The sequence below is a fragment of the Mycobacterium sp. genome (assembly GCF_052144515.1).
GTDB lineage: Bacteria > Actinomycetota > Actinomycetes > Mycobacteriales > Mycobacteriaceae > Mycobacterium.
This window is the reverse complement of record NZ_JBKQQD010000566.1, coordinates 1-20,599: the sequence shown is the minus strand read 5'-3', so window position 1 is coordinate 20,599 and position 20,599 is coordinate 1. Positions and strand designations below refer to the sequence as shown.

The following is a 20,599-nucleotide window of genomic DNA, read 5'->3' as shown; positions in this document are numbered from 1 at the left end:
TTGCCGGGCAGGTGCTCGATACCCTGATGAGCGTGCCGCAAGGAGCCCGCCGCGTTTTCATGACGGTCGGCGTGCTGATCTCGCTGGCCGGGTTGGCGTTGGCGGCGTGTACGGCCAACCCGCCGCCGGCACCGCAAAGCACCGATACGCCGCACAACTCACCGCCGCCACCGCAACGAGTCACCCAGATCATCATGGGCATCGACTCGATCGGTGCCGGGTTCAATCCGCATCTGCTGTCGGATCTGTCGCCGGTGAACGCGGCGATCAGCGCGCTGGTGTTGCCGAGCGCGTTTCGGCCGGTGCCCGATCCCGGTTCGCCGACGGGCTCGCGCTGGGAAATGGACCCCACCCTGCTGGTGTCGGCCGACGTGACCAACCAGAACCCGTTCACGGTGACCTACAAGATCCGGCCCGAGGCGCAGTGGACCGACAACGCCCCGATCGGCGCCGACGACTTCTGGTACCTGTGGCGGCAGATGGCCAGCCAGCCCGGGGTGGTCGATCCAGCCGGATACGACCTGATCACCGGCGTCCAGTCGCTCGAAGGAGGCAAGCAGGCCGTTGTCACCTTCGCGCAGCCCTATCCGGCGTGGAAGGAGCTGTTCAACAACCTCCTGCCGGCGCACATCGTCAAGGACGTGCCGGGCGGTTTCGCGGCCGGGCTGGCCCGGGCGCTGCCGGTCACCGGCGGGCAGTTCCGGGTGGAGAACATCGACCCGCAGCGCGACGAACTCCTGATAACCCGCAATGACCGCTACTGGGGGCCGCCCGCCAAACCCGCCATGATCCTCTTCCGCCGCGCCGGGGCGCCGGCCGCGCTGGCCGATTCGGTGCGCAACGGCGACACCCAGGTGGCCCAGGTGCACGGCGGGTCGACGTCCTTCGCGCAGCTGTCGGCGATCCCCGACGTGCGGACCGCTCGGATCGTGACACCGCGGGTCATGCAGCTCACGTTGCGCGCCAACGAGCCCAAGCTGGCCGACGCTCAGGTCCGCAAGGCGATTTTGGGCCTGCTCGACGTCGACCTGCTCGCCGCTGTGGGCGCGGGCAGCGACAATACCGTCACACTGGACCAGGCCCAGATCCGATCGCCGAGCGACCCGGGCTATGAGCCGACCGCGCCGCCCGCCATCACCGCGGCGGCGGCGCTGGGGTTGTTCACGGCCGCCGGCTTCCAGGTTGAGAGCAGCACTGGGACGTTACCGGCCTCACCGGCGCCGCCCGCGACGAATACGACGACCGCACCGGCGAGCACCGGACCGCCGGAAGTCATCCGCGGCCGGATCAGCAAGGACGGCAAGCAGCTGTCCCTGGTCATCGGGGTGGCATCGAATGACCCGACCTCGGTGGCCGTGGCCAACACGGCCGCCGACCAGTTGCGCAACGTCGGGATCGCCGCGACCGTGTCAGCACTGGACCCGGTGACCCTGTATCGCGACGCATTGAACAACCACCAGGTGGACGCCATCGTGGGCTGGCATCAGGCCGGCGGGAATCTGGCGACGCTGCTGGCCTCGCGGTACGGCTGCCCCGCGCTCCAGACGACGGCGGTACCCAACGCGCCGACACCCGTCGCGGCGACACCGCCCGCCGGGCCGAACCCCAGCTCCTCAGCGGCGACCCAGCCGCCCCAGACGTCCCAGCCGTCCAGCCGCCCGCCCGAGCCCGGTGCGCTGGTGCAAGCACCGTCGAACCTGACCGGCATCTGCGACCGCAGCATCCAGTCGAACATCGATGCCGCGCTCAATGGCACCAAGAACATCAACGAAGTGATCACCGCGGTCGAACCGCGACTGTGGAACATGTCGACCGTGTTGCCTATCCTGCAGGACACCACGATCGTCGCCGCCGGCCCGAGCGTGCAGAACGTCAGCCTTTCGGGCGCGGTACCGGTCGGCATCGTCGGCGATGCCGGCCAATGGATCAAGACCGGGCCGTAATCCCCCGCAAGCGGGAGGTGCCCCCAGCTCGCGCTGTTTAGTTCTCTTGTGCCGCAGGCGCTTTGGGCGGGATCACGGTGTCGACGATGAGCGCGAGGTCGCGTCGGCTCGGCGGTTCTCCAGTGAGCAGGAAGTGCTGATTGATCAACGCGGGTCCGACCCGCCCGGTCAGCGGGGTGATCGTGGCCGGGTCGATGTCGCCGGCTGAGACGGCGGCTTGCAGGATCGACTCGATGATTTTCAGGCGCGGGCGCACGACCGCATCGGCGAAGATGGCACGCATCTCGGGTTCGTGCAGGAGCTGGTGGATGATCTCCAGGCCGGGAAAGGCGGTCTTGCCGGCCAGCATGTCGCGGTGGGCGGTGAACATCGCCAGCAGGTTGTCTCTGGCCGACCGGCCCGAGCGCGGTTCGGGCACCGGCGGCAGCGCGAAGAGCAAAGCCGCGTGCACCAGCTCGCACTTGCTGGCCCAGCGCCGGTACAACGCCGCCTTGCCGGTGCGGGCGCGCGCCGCGATCCCTTCCATGGTCAGCCCGCCGTACCCGACCTCGGCCAGTTCGGCCAGCGTGGCCTCGTAGAGTGCATGTTCGAGCACTTCACCACGCCGACGGCTGCGGGTGGCGTGCGCGGAGATTTGGCTGGGCTGCGCCATTTGTCGATAGTAGCCGCTGGCGTTCCTATACCGGATACCGGATAGCAGGTAGGGTGCGGGTATGGCCGAGACGCCGCGGCTGCTGTTCGTGCATGCGCATCCTGACGACGAGAGCATCAACAACGGCGCCACCATCGCGCACTACGTCGCCCTCGGGGCGCAAGTCCGGGTCGTCACTTGCACGCTCGGTGAGGAAGGCGAGGTCATCGGCGAGCGGTGGGCCGAGCTCGCGGTCGATCGCGCGGACCAACTCGGCGGCTACCGAGTCGGCGAGCTCACCGAGGCGTTGCGCGCGCTGGGCGTCAGCGAACCCATCTACCTGGGCGGTGCGGGCCGCTGGCGTGACTCGGGCATGGAGGGCACCGCGCCGCGGGGTCGGCGGAGGTTCGTCGACGCCGACGAACGGGAGGCGGTCGGCGCGCTCGTCGCGATCATTCGTGAGCAGCGCCCGCATGTCGTGGTCACCTACGACCCCAAGGGCGGCTACGGCCATCCCGACCATGTGCACGCCTACGCCGTCACAACCGCCGCCGTGGCTGCTGCCGGTTCCGGGGCCCGCGACTATCCGGGCGAGCCATGGACGGTTCCGAAGTTCTACTGGACCGTCTTGGCGAAAAGCGCGTTCAAGGCCGCGTACGACGCGCTGCATGGTGACGATTTGCGGCCCGAGTGGACGATGCCGCCGCCGGTGGACGACCTCCCGTTCGGATATTCCGACGAGGACATCGACGCCGTGGTCGAAGGCGGCCCGGACGCGCACGCCACCCAAGTCGTTGTCGGCCCGACGGGCCGGGTCTGCGCCCTGTCGAACAACATGGCGATGCCGATCCTCGGGCACGAGCACTATGTCCTTGCCGTCGGTTCCCCGGGAGAACGCGATGAGCGGGGCTGGGAAACGGATCTGCTCGCGGGACTAGGTTTCGATGAGGCCGCCACGCGGTAGGCTGCCAAACAGGCAGCCACGGAAGGAATTCGCATGGACCCCGACCTGGACCCTAACCTGCAGCACTGGCAGGACCGACTCGACAGTTTGCAGTGGGTCATCGGCTCGATAATGTCGCAGTTCGACAGCGTCCCGACCTGACCGAAACCACATCGCGCCCGGCGTCGGTTGAAGATGGCGGCGCATCGGATCCAGCTATTCGCGTTGTTGTCTTGGCGCTGTTGGCCGTCGACGGGATCCTGTCGGCATTAGCCGGGACCCTGCTGCTGCCCGCCTATATCGGCTCCATTCCCTTTCCCGTCAGCGGGCTGATCAGTGGTTTGGTCAACGCGGCCCTGGTCTGGGCCGCCGGGCAATGGACCAGCTCGTCGCGGGTCGCCGCGCTGCCGTTGTGGACGTGGCTGATCACGGTCGGGGTACTGAGCACGGGCGGTCCCGCCGACGCCGTGATCTTGGGGGGCCGCTGGCCAATCGAATACACAGCTCTGTGGCTGTTCCTGTCCGGGGTTGCGCCGCCGGCGTGGGTGCTTTTGCGGCGCTCACGCTACCCGTAGAAGGGCGGGTCGGCCGGTCACGGCAGCGGCGGGAGCGGCGGCAAGAAGCTACGAATCCAGTTGATCTCGGTCTGAATGAAGTAGTTGATCGACGAGGTGGTGGCCCCCCAGAAGTTGGCCAGTCCTTGACTGAAGGTGATCGCGCCGGATAGCCAGTCGAGCGTGTTGAACAGGGCGGCCTGCACCATGGGCTCGAACAGGTTGTACAAGAAGTTGATCTGGGGTGCCAGGATGCCGATCCACGGCACCCAACCGACGGCATAGGAGAGGAGTTGGAAGCCGTACTGCACCCAGGGCTCGATGTTGAGGTACGCGTTCTCGATCCGGGTGGCGAGCGACGGAGGTATGAGTGCTGCCGGTTTCACGGCAGCGTTGGTCATGCTCGACAACAGGCTGGGCAGCGCGCCCGCGCCGGCCCCACCGGTGGGCGCTAGCTGCAGGGCGCTGCGGACGGCCTGAACGCCACCGCTGCCGATCAGCCCGGCCCCACCGCTGCCCTGCAAGACGCTTTCGACGCGGCCCGCGGCGCTGGACACGACCGGGCCGGCCTTGATGCCGGTTAGCGGATGCCCCAACACCACCTGGGCGGGCGCATTCACCGCATTCAGCAGGGTCTGGACGGCGCTGGCTTCGGCCGTCGCATACGCATTGGCGCTGGCGTTCAGGGACTGGACAAACTGCTCGTGAAACGCGGCGACCTGCGCGCTCAGCCGCTGAAATCCGCGTCCGTGCGCGGAGAACAGCGTGGCGATCTCCGTCGATATCTCGTCGGCGGCGGCAGGCAGCAGCCCGGTCGTCGGAGCGGCGGCCGTCGCATTCGCCGTGCTGATCATCGAACCAAGGCCGGTCAAGTCCGAGGCGGCATCAGCCAGCAGCTGCGGTGCCGCGACTAATAAGGACATCACGTACCTCCCCCAACTTCACACCCAAGTTGGGATCGTATCGCGATCTGTGGTGGTTAGCGGGGATGTTGGCTAATCCAGGGCGCTTGCCACGGGCGCCGAACGCGGGATGTCGAGCGCATACCCGCCGAGGCGTGACGCTACTGTTGCGCCTATGGCACCCCGTCATGGTCGCCGAGGTTTCAGGGACGCGCGGATGAAAATTGATTGTGGGGAAGTTACACCAACGTGCCACTGACACCGGAGACTCCGGGCCAGGAGCCCACCGTCCTGCCCAACCCTCTCGTTCCGGCTGCGGTCTCGGCTTCGGGCCGCTCGAAGGCCAGTGCGTCGGCGCTGCGGCGGGTATTGCGGCGGGCCCGAGACGGCGTCGCGCTGAATATTGACGAGTCGGCGGTCGCGATGACCGCGCGCGGCGAGGACCTGGCCGACCTGTGCGCAAGCGCGGCGCGGGTCCGTGACGCGGGTCTCGAGGCGGCGGGACGCCGCGGCCCGCACGGCCGGCTGCCGATCACCTATTCACGCAAGGTGTTCATCCCGGTCACCCATTTGTGCCGCGACAACTGCCACTACTGCACCTTCGTCACCGTGCCCGGCAAGCTGCGGGCCCAAGAGGCCGGCATGTATCTGGAACCCGACGAAATCCTCGACATTGCCAGTCGCGGCGGCGAACTCGGTTGCAAGGAGGCATTGTTCACGCTCGGCGACCGGCCCGAAGATCGCTGGCCCGAGGCGCGCGACTGGCTCGCCGAACGCGGCTATGACTCCACCCTGTCCTATGTGCGGGCGATGGCGATCCGGGTGTTGGAGGAAACCGGGCTGTTGCCGCATTTGAACCCCGGCGTGATGAGCTGGTCGGAGATGTCGCGGCTCAAACCGGTGGCGCCCTCGATGGGCATGATGCTGGAGACGACGTCGCGGCGGCTGTTCGAAACGAAAGGGCTCGCGCACTACGGCAGCCCGGACAAAGACCCGGCGGTCCGGCTGCGCACCTTGACCGATGCGGGCCGGCTGTCCATTCCGTTTACCACCGGTCTGTTGGTCGGCATCGGCGAGACGCTGCGCGAACGCGCCGACACGCTGCACGCGATTCGCAAGTCGCACAAGGAGTTCGGGCACGTTCAGGAAGTGATCGTGCAGAATTTCCGCGCCAAGGAACACACCGCCATGGCCGCGGTGCCCGACGCGGGCATCGAGGATTACCTGGCGACGGTGGCGGTCGCGCGGTTGGTGCTCGGCCCCGGGATGCGTATTCAGGCACCGCCGAACCTGGTGTCTCGTGACGAGTGCCTGGCGCTGGTCTCCGCCGGTGTCGACGACTGGGGCGGTGTCTCACCGTTGACGCCAGACCATGTCAACCCGGAACGGCCCTGGCCCGCGTTGGACGAGTTGGCCGCCGTGACCGCGCAAGCCGGATACGAGCTGGTGCAGCGGTTGACCGCGCAGCCCAAGTACGTGCAGGCGGGAGCGGCATGGATCGACCCGCGGGTGCGCGGACACGTTGTGGCGCTGGCCGATCCGGCGACCGGCCTGGCCCGCGACGTCAACCCCGTCGGCCTGCCCTGGCAGGAGCCCGACGACGTGGAGTCCTCCGGCCGGGTGGACCTCAATGCGTCCATCGATACCGAAGGCCGCATCACCGAAGCCCGCAGCGACCTCGACAGTGCGTTCGGCGATTGGGAATCGATCCGCGCACACGTGCACGAACTGGCCGTCAAGGACGTTAAGGCTCCGCAGCGCATCGACACCGATGTGCTTGCGGCACTGCGGTCGGCCGAACGCGATCCCGCACGCTGCACCGACGACGAGTACCTGGCGTTGGCGACCGCTGACGGTCCGGCGCTGGAAGCGGTTGCCGCACTGGCTGATTCGTTGCGCCGTGACTCGGTCGGCGACGACGTGACCTACGTGGTGAACCGCAACATCAACTTCACCAATATCTGTTACACCGGCTGCCGGTTCTGCGCGTTCGCGCAGCGCAAGGGTGACGCCGACGCCTACTCGCTGTCCGCCGACGAGGTCGCCGAGCGCGCGTGGGAAGCGCACGTCGAAGGTGCCACCGAAGTGTGCATGCAGGGCGGCATCGACCCCGAGCTGCCAGTGACCGGCTACGCCGATTTGGTGCGCGCCGTCAAGGCCCGGGTGCCGTCGATGCACGTGCATGCGTTCTCCCCGATGGAGATCGCCAACGGTGTGACCAAGAGCGGCTTGAGCATTCGCGAGTGGCTGATCAGCCTGCGCGAGGCCGGGCTGGACACCATCCCCGGCACCGCGGCCGAGATTCTGGACGACGAAGTGCGCTGGGTGCTCACCAAGGGCAAGTTGCCGACGTCGATGTGGATCGAGATCGTGACCACCGCCCACCAGGTGGGCCTGCGCTCGTCGTCGACGATGATGTACGGCCACGTCGACAGCCCGCGGCACTGGGTGGCCCACCTCAACGTGCTGCGTGACATCCAGGACCGGACCGGCGGTTTCACCGAGTTCGTGCCGTTGCCGTTCGTGCACCAGAATTCGCCGCTGTATCTGGCCGGCGCGGCGCGTCCCGGGCCCAGCCATCGCGACAACCGGGCGGTGCATGCCCTGGCGCGAATCATGCTGCACGACAGGATCTCTCACATCCAGACCAGCTGGGTGAAGCTCGGCGAAGCGCGCACGCAGGTGATGCTCAACGGCGGCGCCAACGACCTGGGCGGCACGCTGATGGAGGAGACCATTTCGCGGATGGCCGGTTCGGAAAACGGGTCGGCCAAGACAGTCGCCGAGCTGGTCGCTATCGCCGAGGGCATAGGCCGCCCGGCCCGCCAACGCACCACCACCTACGCCCCCTTAGCGGCGTAGTCGGCGTAACTCCCGGCGACGCGGGTATATCTACGCGGTGCGACCACACATCGACGACGATCGATTCCCGGAGTGGCGGCCCTTCGCGGATGCGGGACCGGCCGCACCATGAAAGTGCCCTGGTTCGCCGAGCACATGCGCGAAGAACTCGTTCTGCACGGCTGGGACATCACGGGTGATGACGCCGCCGCCCGCGCGCGGCTGAGTGAGCCCTGGATGACGACGCACAGCGTCTTGGCGGTGGGGCGCCCGTTGCTCGCGAAAGGTGCCAAAGGGTTGACGCCGGGCGAGCGAATCGAGGCGCGGCTGCGGGTTGCGGGCACAGACGACGTCGTCGTCAGCGCGGACGCCGACCACACCACCGTGGCGCTTGCCGACCCCGAGGGGCCGGCCACGCTGGAAACGGATGCCGCAGCACGGGTATTGCTGCTGTGGGGTCGGCGGCCCGCCGACCCGTCGCGGATCTGCAGCCGCGCCGGCGCCGAAACCTTAGGTCGGGTGCGCCGGTTATTGGCTGGCTACTGAACTATCAGTAGTTGTTGCAGATGGTGGCGACCTGCTGGACAAGTCCAACGAACGCGGCAGCCTGCGGCATGGCCTGCATCTGCTGTGCCATCTGCGCGCGCCTCGGCGGCGGAGATGCCAGGAACTGACGCAAGTAGCCCTGCGCCATCGGCGATTGTTGGAACTGCGCGGCGGCTCCCGGATCCGTCGCGTTCAGCGCCGCCATTACCTGCCCGTAGTTGCAGGTGGTGTTGATGACCCCATCCATGGGATCTGCGGACGCGACCGCCGCTCCCGCGGTCAACGCCAATGTCAGACCGCCAACCGCGGCGGCCAGTCTCGTCAACGACAGCCTCACCATGTGTGGACACCTTCCCAAATATTGCACCGCCCACAAAGACGGCGACGACAATTTCTCAACGGTTGTCGTCTGCGATCGAGGCTACCAGGCCCCCGGACTTACTCCCATCGCAACGCTTATCGCGGTCCAGGTCGAGAACGTAACTGTGTGCAGGTCAGCGCCTGTGTGTCGCTGGTCACGTTCGATGAAATGAACGACGGCGTGGCCGCCGGTTCGGCACCCTGTATCCCACGGGCGTGGCAGGTGGTTGACGTGTATGTGCAACGTCTAGTATCAGTAACCAAACGCATTCGCCTACCGGCGCTGAAGGCCGCCGAGGGCGAGGCAACAGCAGCCCACCGATTAGCACACGAAGGAACGTTGAGGAGACGTCTGTGACGTACACGATCGCGGAACCCTGCGTCGACATCAAGGACAAGGCATGCATAGAGGAGTGCCCCGTCGACTGCATTTATGAGGGCGCTCGGATGCTGTACATCCACCCCGACGAATGCGTCGACTGCGGCGCCTGTGAACCGGTCTGCCCTGTCGAGGCGATCTACTACGAAGACGACGTGCCCGAACAGTGGAGCCAGTACACGCAGATCAACGCCGACTTCTTCGTCGAGCTGGGATCGCCGGGCGGCGCGGCCAAGGTCGGGATGACCGAGAACGATCCGCAAGTGGTAACGGACCTGCCGCCGCAGGGCGAAGGTGACTGAGCGGACTGGTGCTGGATGAGGCCCGGATGGGCCGGCCTGCCGTTTCGGCGTCCTTACCGGTGTTCCCCTGGGACACCTTGGCTGACGCGAAGGCCCTGGCGGAGGCCCATCCGGACGGCATCGTCGACCTGTCCGTCGGCACGCCGGTCGATCCCGTCGCGCCGCTGATTCAGGAGGCACTGGCCGCCGCAGCCTCCGCGCCGGGATACCCCGCCACCGCCGGTACCGCGCGGCTGCGCGAGTCCGTGGTGGCCGCGCTGGCCCGCCGCTACGGCATCACCGGGCTGACCGAGGCGGCGGTCTTGCCGGTGATCGGCACCAAGGAACTGATCGCCTGGCTGCCGACCCTGCTGGGCCTGGGCGCCGGCGATGTGGTGGTGGTGCCCGAACTGGCCTATCCGACGTACGACGTCGGCGCGCGGCTGGCCGGGGCGCAGGTGCTGCGCGCGGATTCGCTGACTCAGCTGGGCCCGCAATCGCCGGCGCTTGTCTACCTGAACTCTCCGAGCAACCCGACCGGGCGGGTGCTCGGTGTCGACCACCTGCGCAAGTTCGTCGGGTGGGCACGCGATCGACGACGTCAGAAAGATGTCGTGGTGGCCTCCGACGAGTGCTACCTGGGGTTGGGTTGGCAGCCCAAGCCTGCTGAACCGCTGTCGGTGCTGCATCCGTCCGTCTGCGGGGGCGACCACACCGGCCTGCTGGCGGTGCACTCGCTGTCGAAGAGCTCGTCGCTGGCCGGTTACCGGGCCGGCTTCGTCGTGGGAGATCCAGGTATCGTCGCCGAGCTGCTGGCGGTGCGCAAACACGCCGGGATGATCGTGCCCACGCCGATACAGGCCGCCATGGTGGCCGCGCTGGATGACGACGCCCACGAGCAGCAGCAGCGGGAGCGGTACGCGCGGCGGCGTGCTGCGCTGTTGCCGGCGATGCGCTCAGCGGGTTTCGCGGTCGACCACTCCGAAGGTGGCCTCTATTTATGGGCCACCCGCGGCGAGCCATGCCAGGACAGCGTCAGCTGGTTGGCTGCGCGCGGCATTCTGGTGGCGCCCGGCGATTTCTACGGCCCGCGTGGCGCACAACATGTGCGAGTTGCGCTGACCGCCACCGACGAGCGCATCTCCGCGGCCGTGCACCGGCTCACCCAGCCGGCCTGACCGCCGAACTGGCCCCTGGCCTGCCACGGGCCAGCCAAACCGGCAGAATGCATCGGAGGATTCGTCCACGCTCAACCTCGGGTAAGGAATGTGGTCGTGACAACTTCGCCTGGCAATTCGGTTGGTACTGGGGCCAGCAGGCTTCAGATCCCGGCGACGATCGGGGACATCGCCAAGCGCGTTTTTCTGGGAAAGCCGCTGATCACCGAGGAACTGAGCTCCGAGAAACTGTCGAATTCTGTTGCACTGGGGGCACTTTCGCCGGACGCGATTTCGTCGACCGCCTATGGCCCCGAGCAGATCCTGGTCGAACTGCTGCCGCACGCCGGGCTGGCGGCGTTCGCGTTGTTGCTTCCGATCACGGGCGTCATCTTGTTGATTCTGGCGCTGGTGGCCGCATCGTATCGGCAGGTCGTGATGGCCTACACCCGAGCGGGCGGGTCCTACATCGTCGCCCGGGATAATTTCGGACCCCGGGTGGCGCAGATCGCCGCCGCTGCGCTGTTGATCGACTATGTGGTCACCGTGGCGGTGCAGGCAGCCGCGGGCACGGTTGCCGTGGTATCGGCGATCCCGGCGTTAGGTCGCCACGATCTGTACATCACGTTGGGCGTGGTGCTCATTATCTGCTACCTGAACCTGCGCGGATTACGCGAAGCCGGCTGGCAATTCGCGTTGCCGACCTATTTCTTCATCATCATGATCGGCTTGACGATCGTGGTCGGTGTCATCCGCGAAATCTTCTGGGGACTACCGACATACGATCCGGAGCACATCGCCGGGGCGGTACCGGTCCATTCGGGCAACGGGCTGGTGATGGGCGCAACGGTGCTAGTGCTGTTGCGCGCGTTCGCCAACGGCGGCTCGTCGCTGACGGGAGTTGAGGCGATCTCCAACACCGTCGACGTCTTCCGAAAGCCGCAGGGCCGCAACGCACGTCGAGTGCTCACTGCTATGGCCACTACTCTCGGGCTCTCGCTGGCCGGTGTCGCCTATCTTGCCCACGTCACGCACGCCGCCCCATTCGTCGCTGAATATCCATCGGTGCTGTCGCAGGTCGCGCGGGCGGTCTTTGGCAACGGGGTGATCGGCAACGTCCTCTACTTCCTCGTCCAGGCGGCGAGCGCTGCAATCTTGTTCACCGGTGCGAATACCAGTTTCAACGGTTTTCCCGCGCTGGCCAGCTTTGTCGCCGAAGACCGCTTTTTGCCGAGGCAGTTGATGAAACGCGGCTACCGTCTGGTTTTCTCCAACGGCATTATCACGCTAACCGCGCTGTCGCTGGTATTGCTGGTGGCGGTCCGCGGCTCGGTCAACGCCCTGATCCCGGTGTTTGCGATCGGCGTGTTCACCGGATTCTCGATGGCCGGTTACGGGATGACCAAACACCATCTGACTCATCGAGAGCCGGGGTGGCGACGCCGACTGGTGATCAACCTGTCCGCGGGGATCGGGTCGACAATCGTGGTCGGCATCTTCGCGGTGGCGAAATTCACCGAGGGCGCGTGGCTGGTGGTCGTCCTCTTCCCGCTGCTGGTGTTTGTGCTGATCCGGCTCAACAAGGAATATCGCGCCGAGGCCGCTATTCTCGAGATGTTCCGAACCGACCGCCCCGAGTTGGTGAAGTACGCGCGGCACAAGGTATTTATGTTGGTGAACTCGGTTGACCTCGCGGTGATCGAGGCGCTGCGGTACGGCAAGGGATTGCGGGCCGACGAGCTGACCGCGGTGCACTTCATGGTTGACGCGGCGCATGCCGCGCAGTTGCGAAAGCGTTGGGATCACTTCGGACTGGACACTCCGCTGCGGGTCGTGGACTGCCCCGATCGCAGGATCAACCGGGCCGCGCAGCTGCTGGTCGCCAAGGCGCGGGACGAACAGCCGCATACCAACGTGACGGTGCTGCTGCCACGTCGAACGTATGCGCCGCTGCTGGGGAGATTGCTGCATGACCGCAGCGCGGACAAGATCGCCCGGGCCATCAGCCTGATCCCGGACGCCGCGGCGACGATCGTGCCCTACGACGTGGAGTCGCGGATCAAGGAAGCCTATCCCGACGTTTTCGAGCATCGGGTCGCGCGCGAAATCGACAAGGTCGAAGCGTGGGTGTCGCAGGACGATGAGAAAGTCGAGTCTTACGAACATCCCGTGCGGTCGCCGTCGGTGATCACGGTGGCGGGCCTGATCCCCGGGCAGCGCGCCACCTTCGAAGGACGGGTCAACGAAGTCGAGGACATCAACAAGGGCAGGCGAACCCTGCGGGAGGTCGTCGTTGGCGACAACAGCGGCGAGATCACTGTCACGTTCCGCCCCGGGCATGGCGGCGCCGACATCCAGCCCGGCCAGCTACTGCGGATCACCGGTAAGGCCCGCCAGAGCGGCAAGCGGCCCATGTGGATGACCGACCCGGCATACCACGTCGTCGAGGAGCCCCCAGGGGCCGGGGCGACCGGCGAGGAGAGCGGTTAGATTGGTCCGCGGTCGACGGAAAGGACACTTGTGAAGCGACTGGCAGCCGTGTTGGTGTCGGCATTAGGTTTCGCGTTCACCGCCAACGGCTATCGCCCGCTGACCAAGCACGGCTACGGCTCGCTGTACGCGTTCAGCTACGGCGTTTTCGCGTCGGAGCTTCCCCTACAGGTGCTGGGGGCCCAGCTGATCGCGCAGGCGGCGGTGTCGCGGCGGTTGCCAACGCGGATACGCCGATTCAGCCTGACGATGTCGGCGTTGTCGTGGCTGGGGCTGCTGGGTCTGCGCCACATCGGGCGCACGGCTAACGAGCCGCTGACCGTGGCGCTGGACGACGGCCTGGGCGCCGGGCGTCGCACCGAGTCGGGCGATCTGTGGAAGCGGCCCGCGCCCGGGGGCGCCACCGCGAAGAAACCCGGCATGGTGCGCATGCTGCGGATCTACCGCGACTACGCGCACGACGGCGATATCAGTTACGGGGACTGCGGCTCGCGGAATCATCTCGACATCTGGCGACGGCCCGACCTCGACCGCGACGGGCGGGCGCCGGTGCTGCTGCAGGTTCCTGGTGGCGCCTGGATGACCGGAAACAAACGCGGACAGGCACACCCGTTGATGAGCCATCTGGCCGAGCTGGGCTGGGTGTGCGTCGCGATCAACTACCGGCTCAGCCCACGCTCTACTTGGCCCGACCACATCGTCGACGTCAAGCGCGCGCTCGCATGGACAAAGGAGCACATCGCCGACTACGGCGGTGATCCGGACTGGATCGCGATCACCGGAGGTTCGGCCGGCGGGCATCTGTCGTCTCTTGCCGCGCTGACCCCCAACGCTCCGCAGTTCCAGCCGGGCTTCGAGGATGCCGACACCCGGGTGCAGGCGGCTGTTCCCTTCTATGGGGTCTACGACTTCACCCGCGGCGACGATTCGATGCATCCGCTGATGGTGCCGATGGTGGCGAAGCAGGTGTTCAAGCTGAGCCTGAGAGAGATCGAGGAGCCGTTTCGCAACGCCTCGCCGATCGCCCACATCTGTCAAGACGCGCCGCCGTTTTTCGTCTTGCACGGCCGCAACGACTCGCTGATCCCGGTCGAACAGGCCCGCAGCTTCACGGCACGACTGCGTGAAGTCAGCCGCGAGCCCGTCGTCTATGCCGAGTTACCGTGCGCGCAGCACGCGTTCGACATCTTCGGGTCGGCCCGCGCGGCGCGCGCCGCGGTAGCCGTCGAGCAGTTTCTTGCCGAGGTGTACGCGAAGCGTCCGGTTTCCGTCTAGGCCCGCACTGGCCCCGTTCAGAGACCTGCCACTCCGATGGCGAGCAGGACGCAGCCGACCACGGCCAGCAGGGTGGCAACCTCGACGCGGCGACGCGACCGGATCCAGTCGTGCAGCGCGGCCATCGACGCGCGCGTTGCCTGGGGCGCCAAAAGATAGGCGAGGAGCGGAATCTCCACCAGCGCGAAGGCCACGACGTTGAACATCAGTAGCGCTCCGACTTGTGTCATGGCTGCGGCGCCAGAGGCCAGAATGACGGCCAGCGCGGCCAAATAGTCCACCGACGGCAAAGCGATCCCAAGGCCCGCGATTCCTGCGATCCACAGCGAACGGCCGTTCAGCAGTCGTTGGGCCCGCGTCGCCAAATTTCCCGCGCTCGGGTCGAACCGCCCGGTGGCGGACCCTGTAAAGGCCCGGGCGGCCACTACGGCGGCGACCACCAGTGCGAGCACGCCGATCAGAATCTGAACCTTGGGCAAAGTGAAGTAGGTAGACCCCAGCAGCCTGCGCCGGAACACGAACAGGACAACCAGCCCGACGGTTATCCCCATCGTGAAGCCGCCACATAGGAACGCGAGCAGCCGGAGCATCGGTCTGGGTCTGTTCAGCATCAGGACCGTCATGCCGATGCGGAACGGTTCGAGGCTTACGGCGAGGGCCATCACCAGGAGGCTGATCAACATAGCAAGCTCACTGATACCCCTCGATGGCAAAGACCCTATCGCCGTTCCACCCCGAACTACCGCATTCAACCAAAACTGACCCGCGGGTCTAGGAGCGGATGGCACCGAGCGGACGGACTCAGGATCCTCACAAGAGCGACACAGCTTAAATAAGAAGACCGTAAGGCGTTTAGATATTTTCCGCAGGGAAACCCTTACCGGCATGACTACTCACAAGACAGCAAGACCGTGGCTGCGTCTTTGCACTGGCGTGGTCGCAGGCGGGGGTATGGCCTTGTCCGCATTAGGACTGGCCTCGGGCATCGCCCAGGCGGCGCCCGCTCCGGCTCCGATGTACCACCACCACTGGTGCCCGGGCGACCAGTGGGACAACGGTTGGGGGCCCTACCAGAACTGGAATAACTGCCGCGACTGGGATGACAACTACGGCGGCCCGGCCGGCTATGGTCCTGGCGGACCTGGCTATGGGGCCCCGCCGTGGGCGCCGCCGGCACCTCCGCCGCCGCCCTGGGCGCCGTGGGCGCAGGTTACGTGGAACAACGGCTGGGGATACTGGAACGGTCCAGTGTGGGTGCCGATCTAGACAAGCACCCGGATTAACAAAAACATCCGAACCGAACGCAGGTGATGGCGGCCCATCACCTGCGTTCGTCCGTTTTCAAAGCTTTCGAGGCGTAAGAGCGCCCGGGGCAGGAATTACGTCGTAATGGACACGTAACGAATACGTATCGCATTGATCAAGTAAAGCGAGTAATCCGAATTGTGGGCGGTCCGTACGGGGCGTCCGCGTCGAGGGAGTGATCAATGAAACGGACAAAGCGGTCCATCCGCAACAGTATTCCGACGATAGCGGTGGCGGGGGTGCTTATCGCCATCCCCACGGCCGGTGTGAGCGTTCCCGCGCACGCGACGCCGGCGCCGCCGCCGGCGGCTCCGTCCACCGAAGCACCAGAGCCGCCCGCGCCTGCGCCCCTGCCGCAGCCGGCTCAAGGGTCGGCGTATGACTGGTGGTCGTACGGTCAGGGTGACGGAGGCGCCGGTGGCGGCGGCGGCGGCGGCTAGGGACTTCCAGGGTCTTGCTGGGACCTTCCTAGGTTCGTTCTAGGACCCTCAGTCCGAGCGAAAAGACCAGCCGCACATCGGGATCGGTGAGCGAGGTCGACAACAGTTTCTCGATCCGCCGCACCCGATAACGAACAGTGTTGGGATGTACCTGTAGCCAGTGCGCGGCGACAGCGACGTCGCCGAAGCTGTCCAGGTAGGCCCGCAGCGTCTCGGCCAGCACCGGGTCTTGTGCGCGCAAGTCACGTACCCGCGGGTCGACCAGCCGCTCGTCGGTGCCGACCTGGGTGACGATCTCGTCGAGCAAGACGGTGGTGCGCGCCTCGGCCAGCGATGTCACCTGGCCGATCGAAATCGGGTGTCGCTCAGCGCTGTCGAGCACGCGGTCGACCTCGATGCGCGCTCCCGCGACCCCGGCCAGGCCGTCGACTGGAGCGGCGATGGCGGCCCGCAGCTGCACGCCGAGTTCGGCGCGCAGTGCGCTGATCGTGCCGCGGACCCACGAGGTGATCGACCTGCTCGTGGTGGTCTGTGGCAGCAGCACATAGGTTCGCGAGCCGTTGGACGCGACCTGGGCGTCACGACGAAAGGCGCTGGCGCTCAACGCCAATACGTCAGCCAGCCGCGCGGGACGGGTGCCGGTGTCTGTCACGTTCCGGAAGTCCCAACCGATCAGCGCCGCGGTGCCGTCGGCGGCGAGGCCGAGTTCACCGGCGATGGCAGCCATTTCGGCCGGCGTCGTCACTGCGTCCGGCTCCGTCAGACCCAGCAGTTGCTGTACCCGCCGCGCGTGAGTGGACGGTCGCGCCGCCAGCCGCGACATGCTTCTCGCGGCCAATACCGCCGCGCCCCGCAACATCTGTTCGGCGTCGTCGGCAAGGGGTTGTGAACCCTGCTGAACCCAGATGGTGCCGGCGAACACCGGCGCTCGCCGCGCACTGGCCGGCGGCTGGTAAATACCGATCGCCAGCCGCGGGCGCAGACCCAACTCCGGCCGCTCGGCCACGCGTACGACTTCGCCGCCGGCGCGCAGCGCATCGAAGATGCCCCATTGGTCGATCCATTTCAGATGTTCAGGTGGTCCGGCCCGGCCCAGGATGGAAAGGCGGCGCAGCTCGTCGGCTTCGTCGTTGGAGGCCGAATAGGCCAGCACGTGGGACTGCGCGTTTTCGATGCTGACCATGCCATGGATACGGTCGGCCAACGACTGCGCCAAGCCGAACAAGTCGGTGCCCGAGTCGTCCATCGGGTCGGCGCGGTCCCGGTGATGTTCCAACACGTGATTGACCAACTGGTACAGCCGCTCCCAGCGGGCCTGCGGCTCCACGGCCACCACTGCTGACCCGGCCGCGACCGCCTTGCTCACCAGAGCTTCCGGCGGCTCTTTGACGAAGATCGCCACCGGCACACGCTCGTGCGCCTGCTTGGCTATCCACTGCAGCGCCTCGTCGTCGGTGACTCCGAGCAGGAAGAAGACGTCGGCCGAGCCCGCTGCCGCCGCCAGACCCAGCCGCACATCATCGGAATCGATCAGTGCCGCGGAGCCGACCGGCAGGTCCAGGCCGCGTGGGGCGTCTACCAGGCTGACCAGGGTTGCGTCCAGCGCGAGGAGCAGCTGGCCCAGCCCGACACCGGCTGACTGCATGTTGTCCGATTCTACTAGATCACCCTGGCGATGTTGTCCGAACAACCAATCATTTGGCGCGTCGCGCCGAGGATCCTGGCAGCATGGACGCGATCACCCAGGTGCCGATGCCGGCCAACGAGCCGGTCCACAACTACGCCCCGCAATCCCCGGAACGAACCAGGCTCCGCGCCGAACTGGCCGCGCTGGCTGACCACCCGATCGACCTTCCGCACGTCATCGACGGCCGGCACCAGATGGGCGACGGTGAGCGAATCGACGTCGTCCAGCCGCACCGGCATGCCGCGACGCTGGGCACCCTGACCAACGCGGTGCACGCCGAAGCCACCGCCGCCATCGAGGCCGCCGTGGCCGCGAAAAGTATCTGGGCGGCAATGCCTTTCGACGAGCGTGCCGCGGTGTTCCTGCGGGCCGCCGATCTGCTCGCCGGGCCGTGGCGGGAAAAGATCGCTGCCGCAACGATGCTCGGGCAATCCAAGTCGGCGTACCAGGCCGAGATCGACGCGCCCTGCGAGCTGATCGACTTCTGGCGGTTCAACGTCGAGTTCGCCCGGCAGATCCTGGCCCAGCAGCCGATCAGCGGCCCAGGGGAGTGGAACCGGTCCGACTACCGCCCGCTGGACGGTTTCGTCTACGCGATCACGCCGTTCAACTTCACCTCGATCGCCGGCAACCTGCCGACGGCGCCGGCACTGATGGGCAACACCGTGGTGTGGAAGCCGTCGATCACTCAGACCCTGTCGGCCTACCTGCTCATGCAACTGCTCGAGGCCGCGGGATTGCCGCCCGGGGTGATCAACATGGTCACCGGCGACGGCCTCGCGGTTTCCGATGTGGCGCTGGCCGACCCGCGGCTGGCCGGCATCCACTTCACCGGGTCGGCGGCAACCTTTCAGCACCTGTGGCAACAGGTGGGCGCCAATATCGGCCGCTACCAGTGCTATCCGCGCCTGGTCGGCGAGACCGGCGGCAAGGACTTCGTAATCGCCCATCCCTCGGCGCGCCCGGATGTGTTGAGCACGGCGCTGATTCGTGGAGCGTTCGACTACCAGGGCCAGAAATGCTCGGCGGCGTCGCGGGCCTTCGTCGCGCATTCGGTGTGGCAGCGGATGGGCGATACCTTCCTGGGCACCGCCGCCGAACTGCGCTACGGGGACATCACCGACCTGTCCAACTACGGCGGCGCGCTGATCGACCAACGTGCGTTCGTCAAGAACGTCGACGCCATCGAGCGGGCCAAGGGCGCGGCCGGTGTCACCATTGCGGTCGGGGGCGAATACGACGACAGCGTAGGCTATTTCGTGCGCCCGACCGTCCTGCTGTCCGACGACCCCAACGACGAGTCCTTCTCGACCGAGTACTTCGGCCCGCTGCTCTCGGTACACGTCTACCCCGACGACCGGTACGAAAAGGTCCTCGACGTCATCGACTCCGGATCGCGCTACGCGCTGACCGGAGCCGTGATCGCCGACGACCGCCAGGCCGTGCTGACCGCGCAGGACCGGCTGCGGTTCGCCGCCGGCAACTTCTACGTCAACGACAAGCCCACCGGGGCGGTGGTGGGGCGCCAGCCGTTCGGCGGCTCTCGCGGTTCGGGCACCAACGACAAGGCCGGGTCGGCGCAGAACCTGTTGCGCTGGACGTCGGCGCGCACCATCAAGGAGACATTCGTCCCGGCGACCGACCACGCCTACCCGCACATGGCGGCCGACTGATGGCCGGCTTGTTCGCCAACACGCTACGCCCGGCTATCCTGGCCGCCGGACGGTGGGAAGGGCTGCGGCGCGCTGCCGAGCGGATGCCGGTCACCCGCAAGGTGCTGGCCCGGTTCGTGCCGGGGGAGACGCTTGACGGCGTGTTGGACAGCATTGCCGCGCTGCGGAATTCGGGCCGCTATGTCAGCGTCGACTATCTGGGCGAGGATGTCACCGATGCCGACGATGCTGACGCGGCGGTGCGGACTTACTTGGATCTCATTGACTCGTTGAGGCATCGGAGCGATTCCGGGGGCGTCGGACCGCTTGAGGTGTCGTTAAAGTTGTCGGCGCTGGGGCAGGCTCTGGAACTGGACGGCGAGAAGATCGCGCGGGAGAACGCGTGGTCGATTTGCGCGGCCGCACAGCAAGCGGGCGTGTGGGTGACGGTGGACGCCGAGGACCACACCACGACCGATTCCACCTTGTCGATAGTGCGCGACCTACGGGCTGAGTTTCCTTGGCTAGGCCTGGTTTTACAAGCGTACTTGCGCCGCACGCTGGCCGATTGCGAGGAATTCGCCGCCGCTGGGGCAAGAATCCGCCTCTGCAAGGGTGCCTACGAAGAACCGGCATCGGTGGCCTACAAGGACCGCGCCGCGGTGACCGACTCCTACTTGCGGTGTCTTCGGGTGCTCATGGCCGGCTCGGGCTACCCGATGGTCGCCACCCACGACCCCGTCATCATCTCCGCGGTGCCCGATATGGCTGCTGAATCGGGCCGGGGTACCGGCGATTTCGAATACCAGATGCTGTATGGCATCCGCGACAGTGAGCAGCGACGGCTGGCCGACGCCGGCAACCAGGTACGGGTGTACGTGCCGTTCGGCACCCAGTGGTACGGATATTTCATGCGGCGCCTGGCTGAGCGCCCGGCCAACCTGGCGTTTTTCTTACGGGCGCTCGCTGGCGGGAGCCGGTGAGCAGCTATGGGTCTTCGTCGTCGTCGGGTGCCATGAGCTTCTCGGGGTGGTGGAAGGTGTTGACGCGGGGTTGCCCGTAGTCCAGGTGTGGTGGCGGTATCCATTCGGTGTCGCCTTTGGCGTTTTTGCGGGTGGTCCAGCCCTTCTCAACGAGCCGGTTATCCGGGCCGCAGGCCAGGGTGAGGTCGGTGATGTCGGTGCGATGGGTGGTGGTCCACCCTTGGACGTGG

17 protein-coding genes and 2 pseudogenes are annotated in these 20,599 nt (G+C 66.7%); 13 read left to right on the top strand and 6 right to left on the bottom strand.

Features of this window, described 5'->3' with window-relative positions:
- Positions 1 to 26 precede the first annotated feature (26 nt).
- Positions 27 to 1,943, top strand: coding sequence for an ABC transporter substrate-binding protein (locus tag ACLP9N_RS38975; RefSeq protein ID WP_442412401.1), 1,917 nt, complete (start codon positions 27 to 29; stop codon positions 1,941 to 1,943).
- A gap of 37 nt (positions 1,944 to 1,980) precedes the next feature.
- Here ACLP9N_RS38975 and ACLP9N_RS38970 read toward each other — a convergent pair whose 3' ends face one another.
- Positions 1,981 to 2,595 carry a TetR/AcrR family transcriptional regulator gene (locus ACLP9N_RS38970; protein WP_442412386.1) on the bottom strand — a complete coding sequence of 205 codons (615 nt, stop codon included), beginning with the start codon at positions 2,593 to 2,595 and terminating at the stop codon, positions 1,981 to 1,983.
- Between the two features lie 61 nt (positions 2,596 to 2,656).
- On the opposite strand from ACLP9N_RS38970, the gene mshB reads away from it, so the two are divergent.
- Complete coding sequence (gene mshB / locus ACLP9N_RS38965) at positions 2,657 to 3,538, top strand: N-acetyl-1-D-myo-inositol-2-amino-2-deoxy-alpha-D-glucopyranoside deacetylase (RefSeq protein ID WP_442412385.1); 882 nt, start codon at positions 2,657 to 2,659, stop codon at positions 3,536 to 3,538.
- A gap of 92 nt (positions 3,539 to 3,630) precedes the next feature.
- Complete coding sequence (locus tag ACLP9N_RS38960; RefSeq protein ID WP_442412384.1) at positions 3,631 to 4,092, top strand: hypothetical protein; 462 nt, start codon at positions 3,631 to 3,633, stop codon at positions 4,090 to 4,092.
- 17 nt (positions 4,093 to 4,109) lie between these two features.
- Here ACLP9N_RS38960 and ACLP9N_RS38955 read toward each other — a convergent pair whose 3' ends face one another.
- Positions 4,110 to 4,994, bottom strand: a complete 885-nt coding sequence (locus ACLP9N_RS38955; protein WP_442412383.1) for a PE family protein — start codon at positions 4,992 to 4,994, stop codon at positions 4,110 to 4,112.
- Positions 4,995 to 5,201: 207 nt separating this feature from the next.
- On the opposite strand from ACLP9N_RS38955, the gene ACLP9N_RS38950 reads away from it, so the two are divergent.
- Both ACLP9N_RS38950 and ACLP9N_RS38945 read left to right on the top strand, forming a co-directional pair.
- Positions 5,202 to 7,835 carry a bifunctional FO biosynthesis protein CofGH gene (locus ACLP9N_RS38950; protein ID WP_442412382.1) on the top strand — a complete coding sequence of 878 codons (2,634 nt, stop codon included), beginning with the start codon at positions 5,202 to 5,204 and terminating at the stop codon, positions 7,833 to 7,835.
- A 96-nt stretch (positions 7,836 to 7,931) separates the two neighbouring features.
- A pseudogene (locus ACLP9N_RS38945) lies at positions 7,932 to 8,360 on the top strand (maleylpyruvate isomerase N-terminal domain-containing protein); the annotation flags it as partial.
- Between the two features lie 4 nt (positions 8,361 to 8,364).
- Here the strand turns inward: ACLP9N_RS38945 and ACLP9N_RS38940 are convergent.
- On the bottom strand, positions 8,365 to 8,697 hold the full coding sequence (locus tag ACLP9N_RS38940; RefSeq protein ID WP_442412400.1) for a hemophore-related protein: 333 nt from the start codon (positions 8,695 to 8,697) through the stop codon (positions 8,365 to 8,367).
- A 377-nt stretch (positions 8,698 to 9,074) separates the two neighbouring features.
- On the opposite strand from ACLP9N_RS38940, the gene fdxA reads away from it, so the two are divergent.
- The 4 genes from fdxA (at position 9,075) to ACLP9N_RS38920 (ending at position 14,302) form a co-directional block, all read left to right on the top strand.
- Positions 9,075 to 9,401, top strand: coding sequence for a ferredoxin (gene fdxA / locus ACLP9N_RS38935; protein ID WP_442412381.1), 327 nt, complete (start codon positions 9,075 to 9,077; stop codon positions 9,399 to 9,401).
- Positions 9,402 to 9,427: 26 nt separating this feature from the next.
- Positions 9,428 to 10,558, top strand: a complete 1,131-nt coding sequence (dapC, locus tag ACLP9N_RS38930; RefSeq protein WP_442412380.1) for a succinyldiaminopimelate transaminase — start codon at positions 9,428 to 9,430, stop codon at positions 10,556 to 10,558.
- A gap of 96 nt (positions 10,559 to 10,654) precedes the next feature.
- Complete coding sequence (locus ACLP9N_RS38925) at positions 10,655 to 13,027, top strand: amino acid permease (protein WP_442412379.1); 2,373 nt, start codon at positions 10,655 to 10,657, stop codon at positions 13,025 to 13,027.
- Positions 13,028 to 14,302, top strand: a complete 1,275-nt coding sequence (locus ACLP9N_RS38920; RefSeq protein ID WP_442412399.1) for an alpha/beta hydrolase fold domain-containing protein — start codon at positions 13,028 to 13,030, stop codon at positions 14,300 to 14,302.
- A 17-nt stretch (positions 14,303 to 14,319) separates the two neighbouring features.
- Here ACLP9N_RS38920 and ACLP9N_RS38915 read toward each other — a convergent pair whose 3' ends face one another.
- Positions 14,320 to 14,985 (bottom strand): GAP family protein, encoded by a 666-nt coding sequence (locus ACLP9N_RS38915; RefSeq protein WP_442412378.1) that lies wholly within the window; start codon positions 14,983 to 14,985, stop codon positions 14,320 to 14,322.
- Positions 14,986 to 15,187: 202 nt separating this feature from the next.
- On the opposite strand from ACLP9N_RS38915, the gene ACLP9N_RS38910 reads away from it, so the two are divergent.
- The gene (locus ACLP9N_RS38910) at positions 15,188 to 15,568 is read left to right on the top strand and encodes a hypothetical protein (RefSeq protein ID WP_442412377.1); all 381 of its coding nucleotides are present in this window, start codon (positions 15,188 to 15,190) and stop codon (positions 15,566 to 15,568) included.
- 221 nt (positions 15,569 to 15,789) lie between these two features.
- Complete coding sequence (locus tag ACLP9N_RS38905) at positions 15,790 to 16,047, top strand: hypothetical protein (protein ID WP_442412376.1); 258 nt, start codon at positions 15,790 to 15,792, stop codon at positions 16,045 to 16,047.
- Positions 16,048 to 16,075: 28 nt separating this feature from the next.
- Here ACLP9N_RS38905 and ACLP9N_RS38900 read toward each other — a convergent pair whose 3' ends face one another.
- Positions 16,076 to 17,692, bottom strand: coding sequence for a PucR family transcriptional regulator (locus ACLP9N_RS38900; RefSeq protein WP_442412375.1), 1,617 nt, complete (start codon positions 17,690 to 17,692; stop codon positions 16,076 to 16,078).
- 83 nt (positions 17,693 to 17,775) lie between these two features.
- On the opposite strand from ACLP9N_RS38900, the gene pruA reads away from it, so the two are divergent.
- A complete protein-coding gene (pruA, locus tag ACLP9N_RS38895) occupies positions 17,776 to 19,407 on the top strand; it encodes an L-glutamate gamma-semialdehyde dehydrogenase (protein WP_442412374.1) in 1,632 nt (543 codons plus the stop codon).
- A complete protein-coding gene (locus ACLP9N_RS38890) occupies positions 19,407 to 20,369 on the top strand; it encodes a proline dehydrogenase family protein (RefSeq protein ID WP_442412373.1) in 963 nt (320 codons plus the stop codon). The genes pruA and ACLP9N_RS38890 overlap by 1 nt, the downstream gene beginning before the upstream one ends.
- A 4-nt stretch (positions 20,370 to 20,373) precedes the next feature.
- Here the strand turns inward: ACLP9N_RS38890 and ACLP9N_RS38885 are convergent.
- Positions 20,374 to 20,599: pseudogene (locus ACLP9N_RS38885) on the bottom strand (hypothetical protein); the annotation flags it as partial.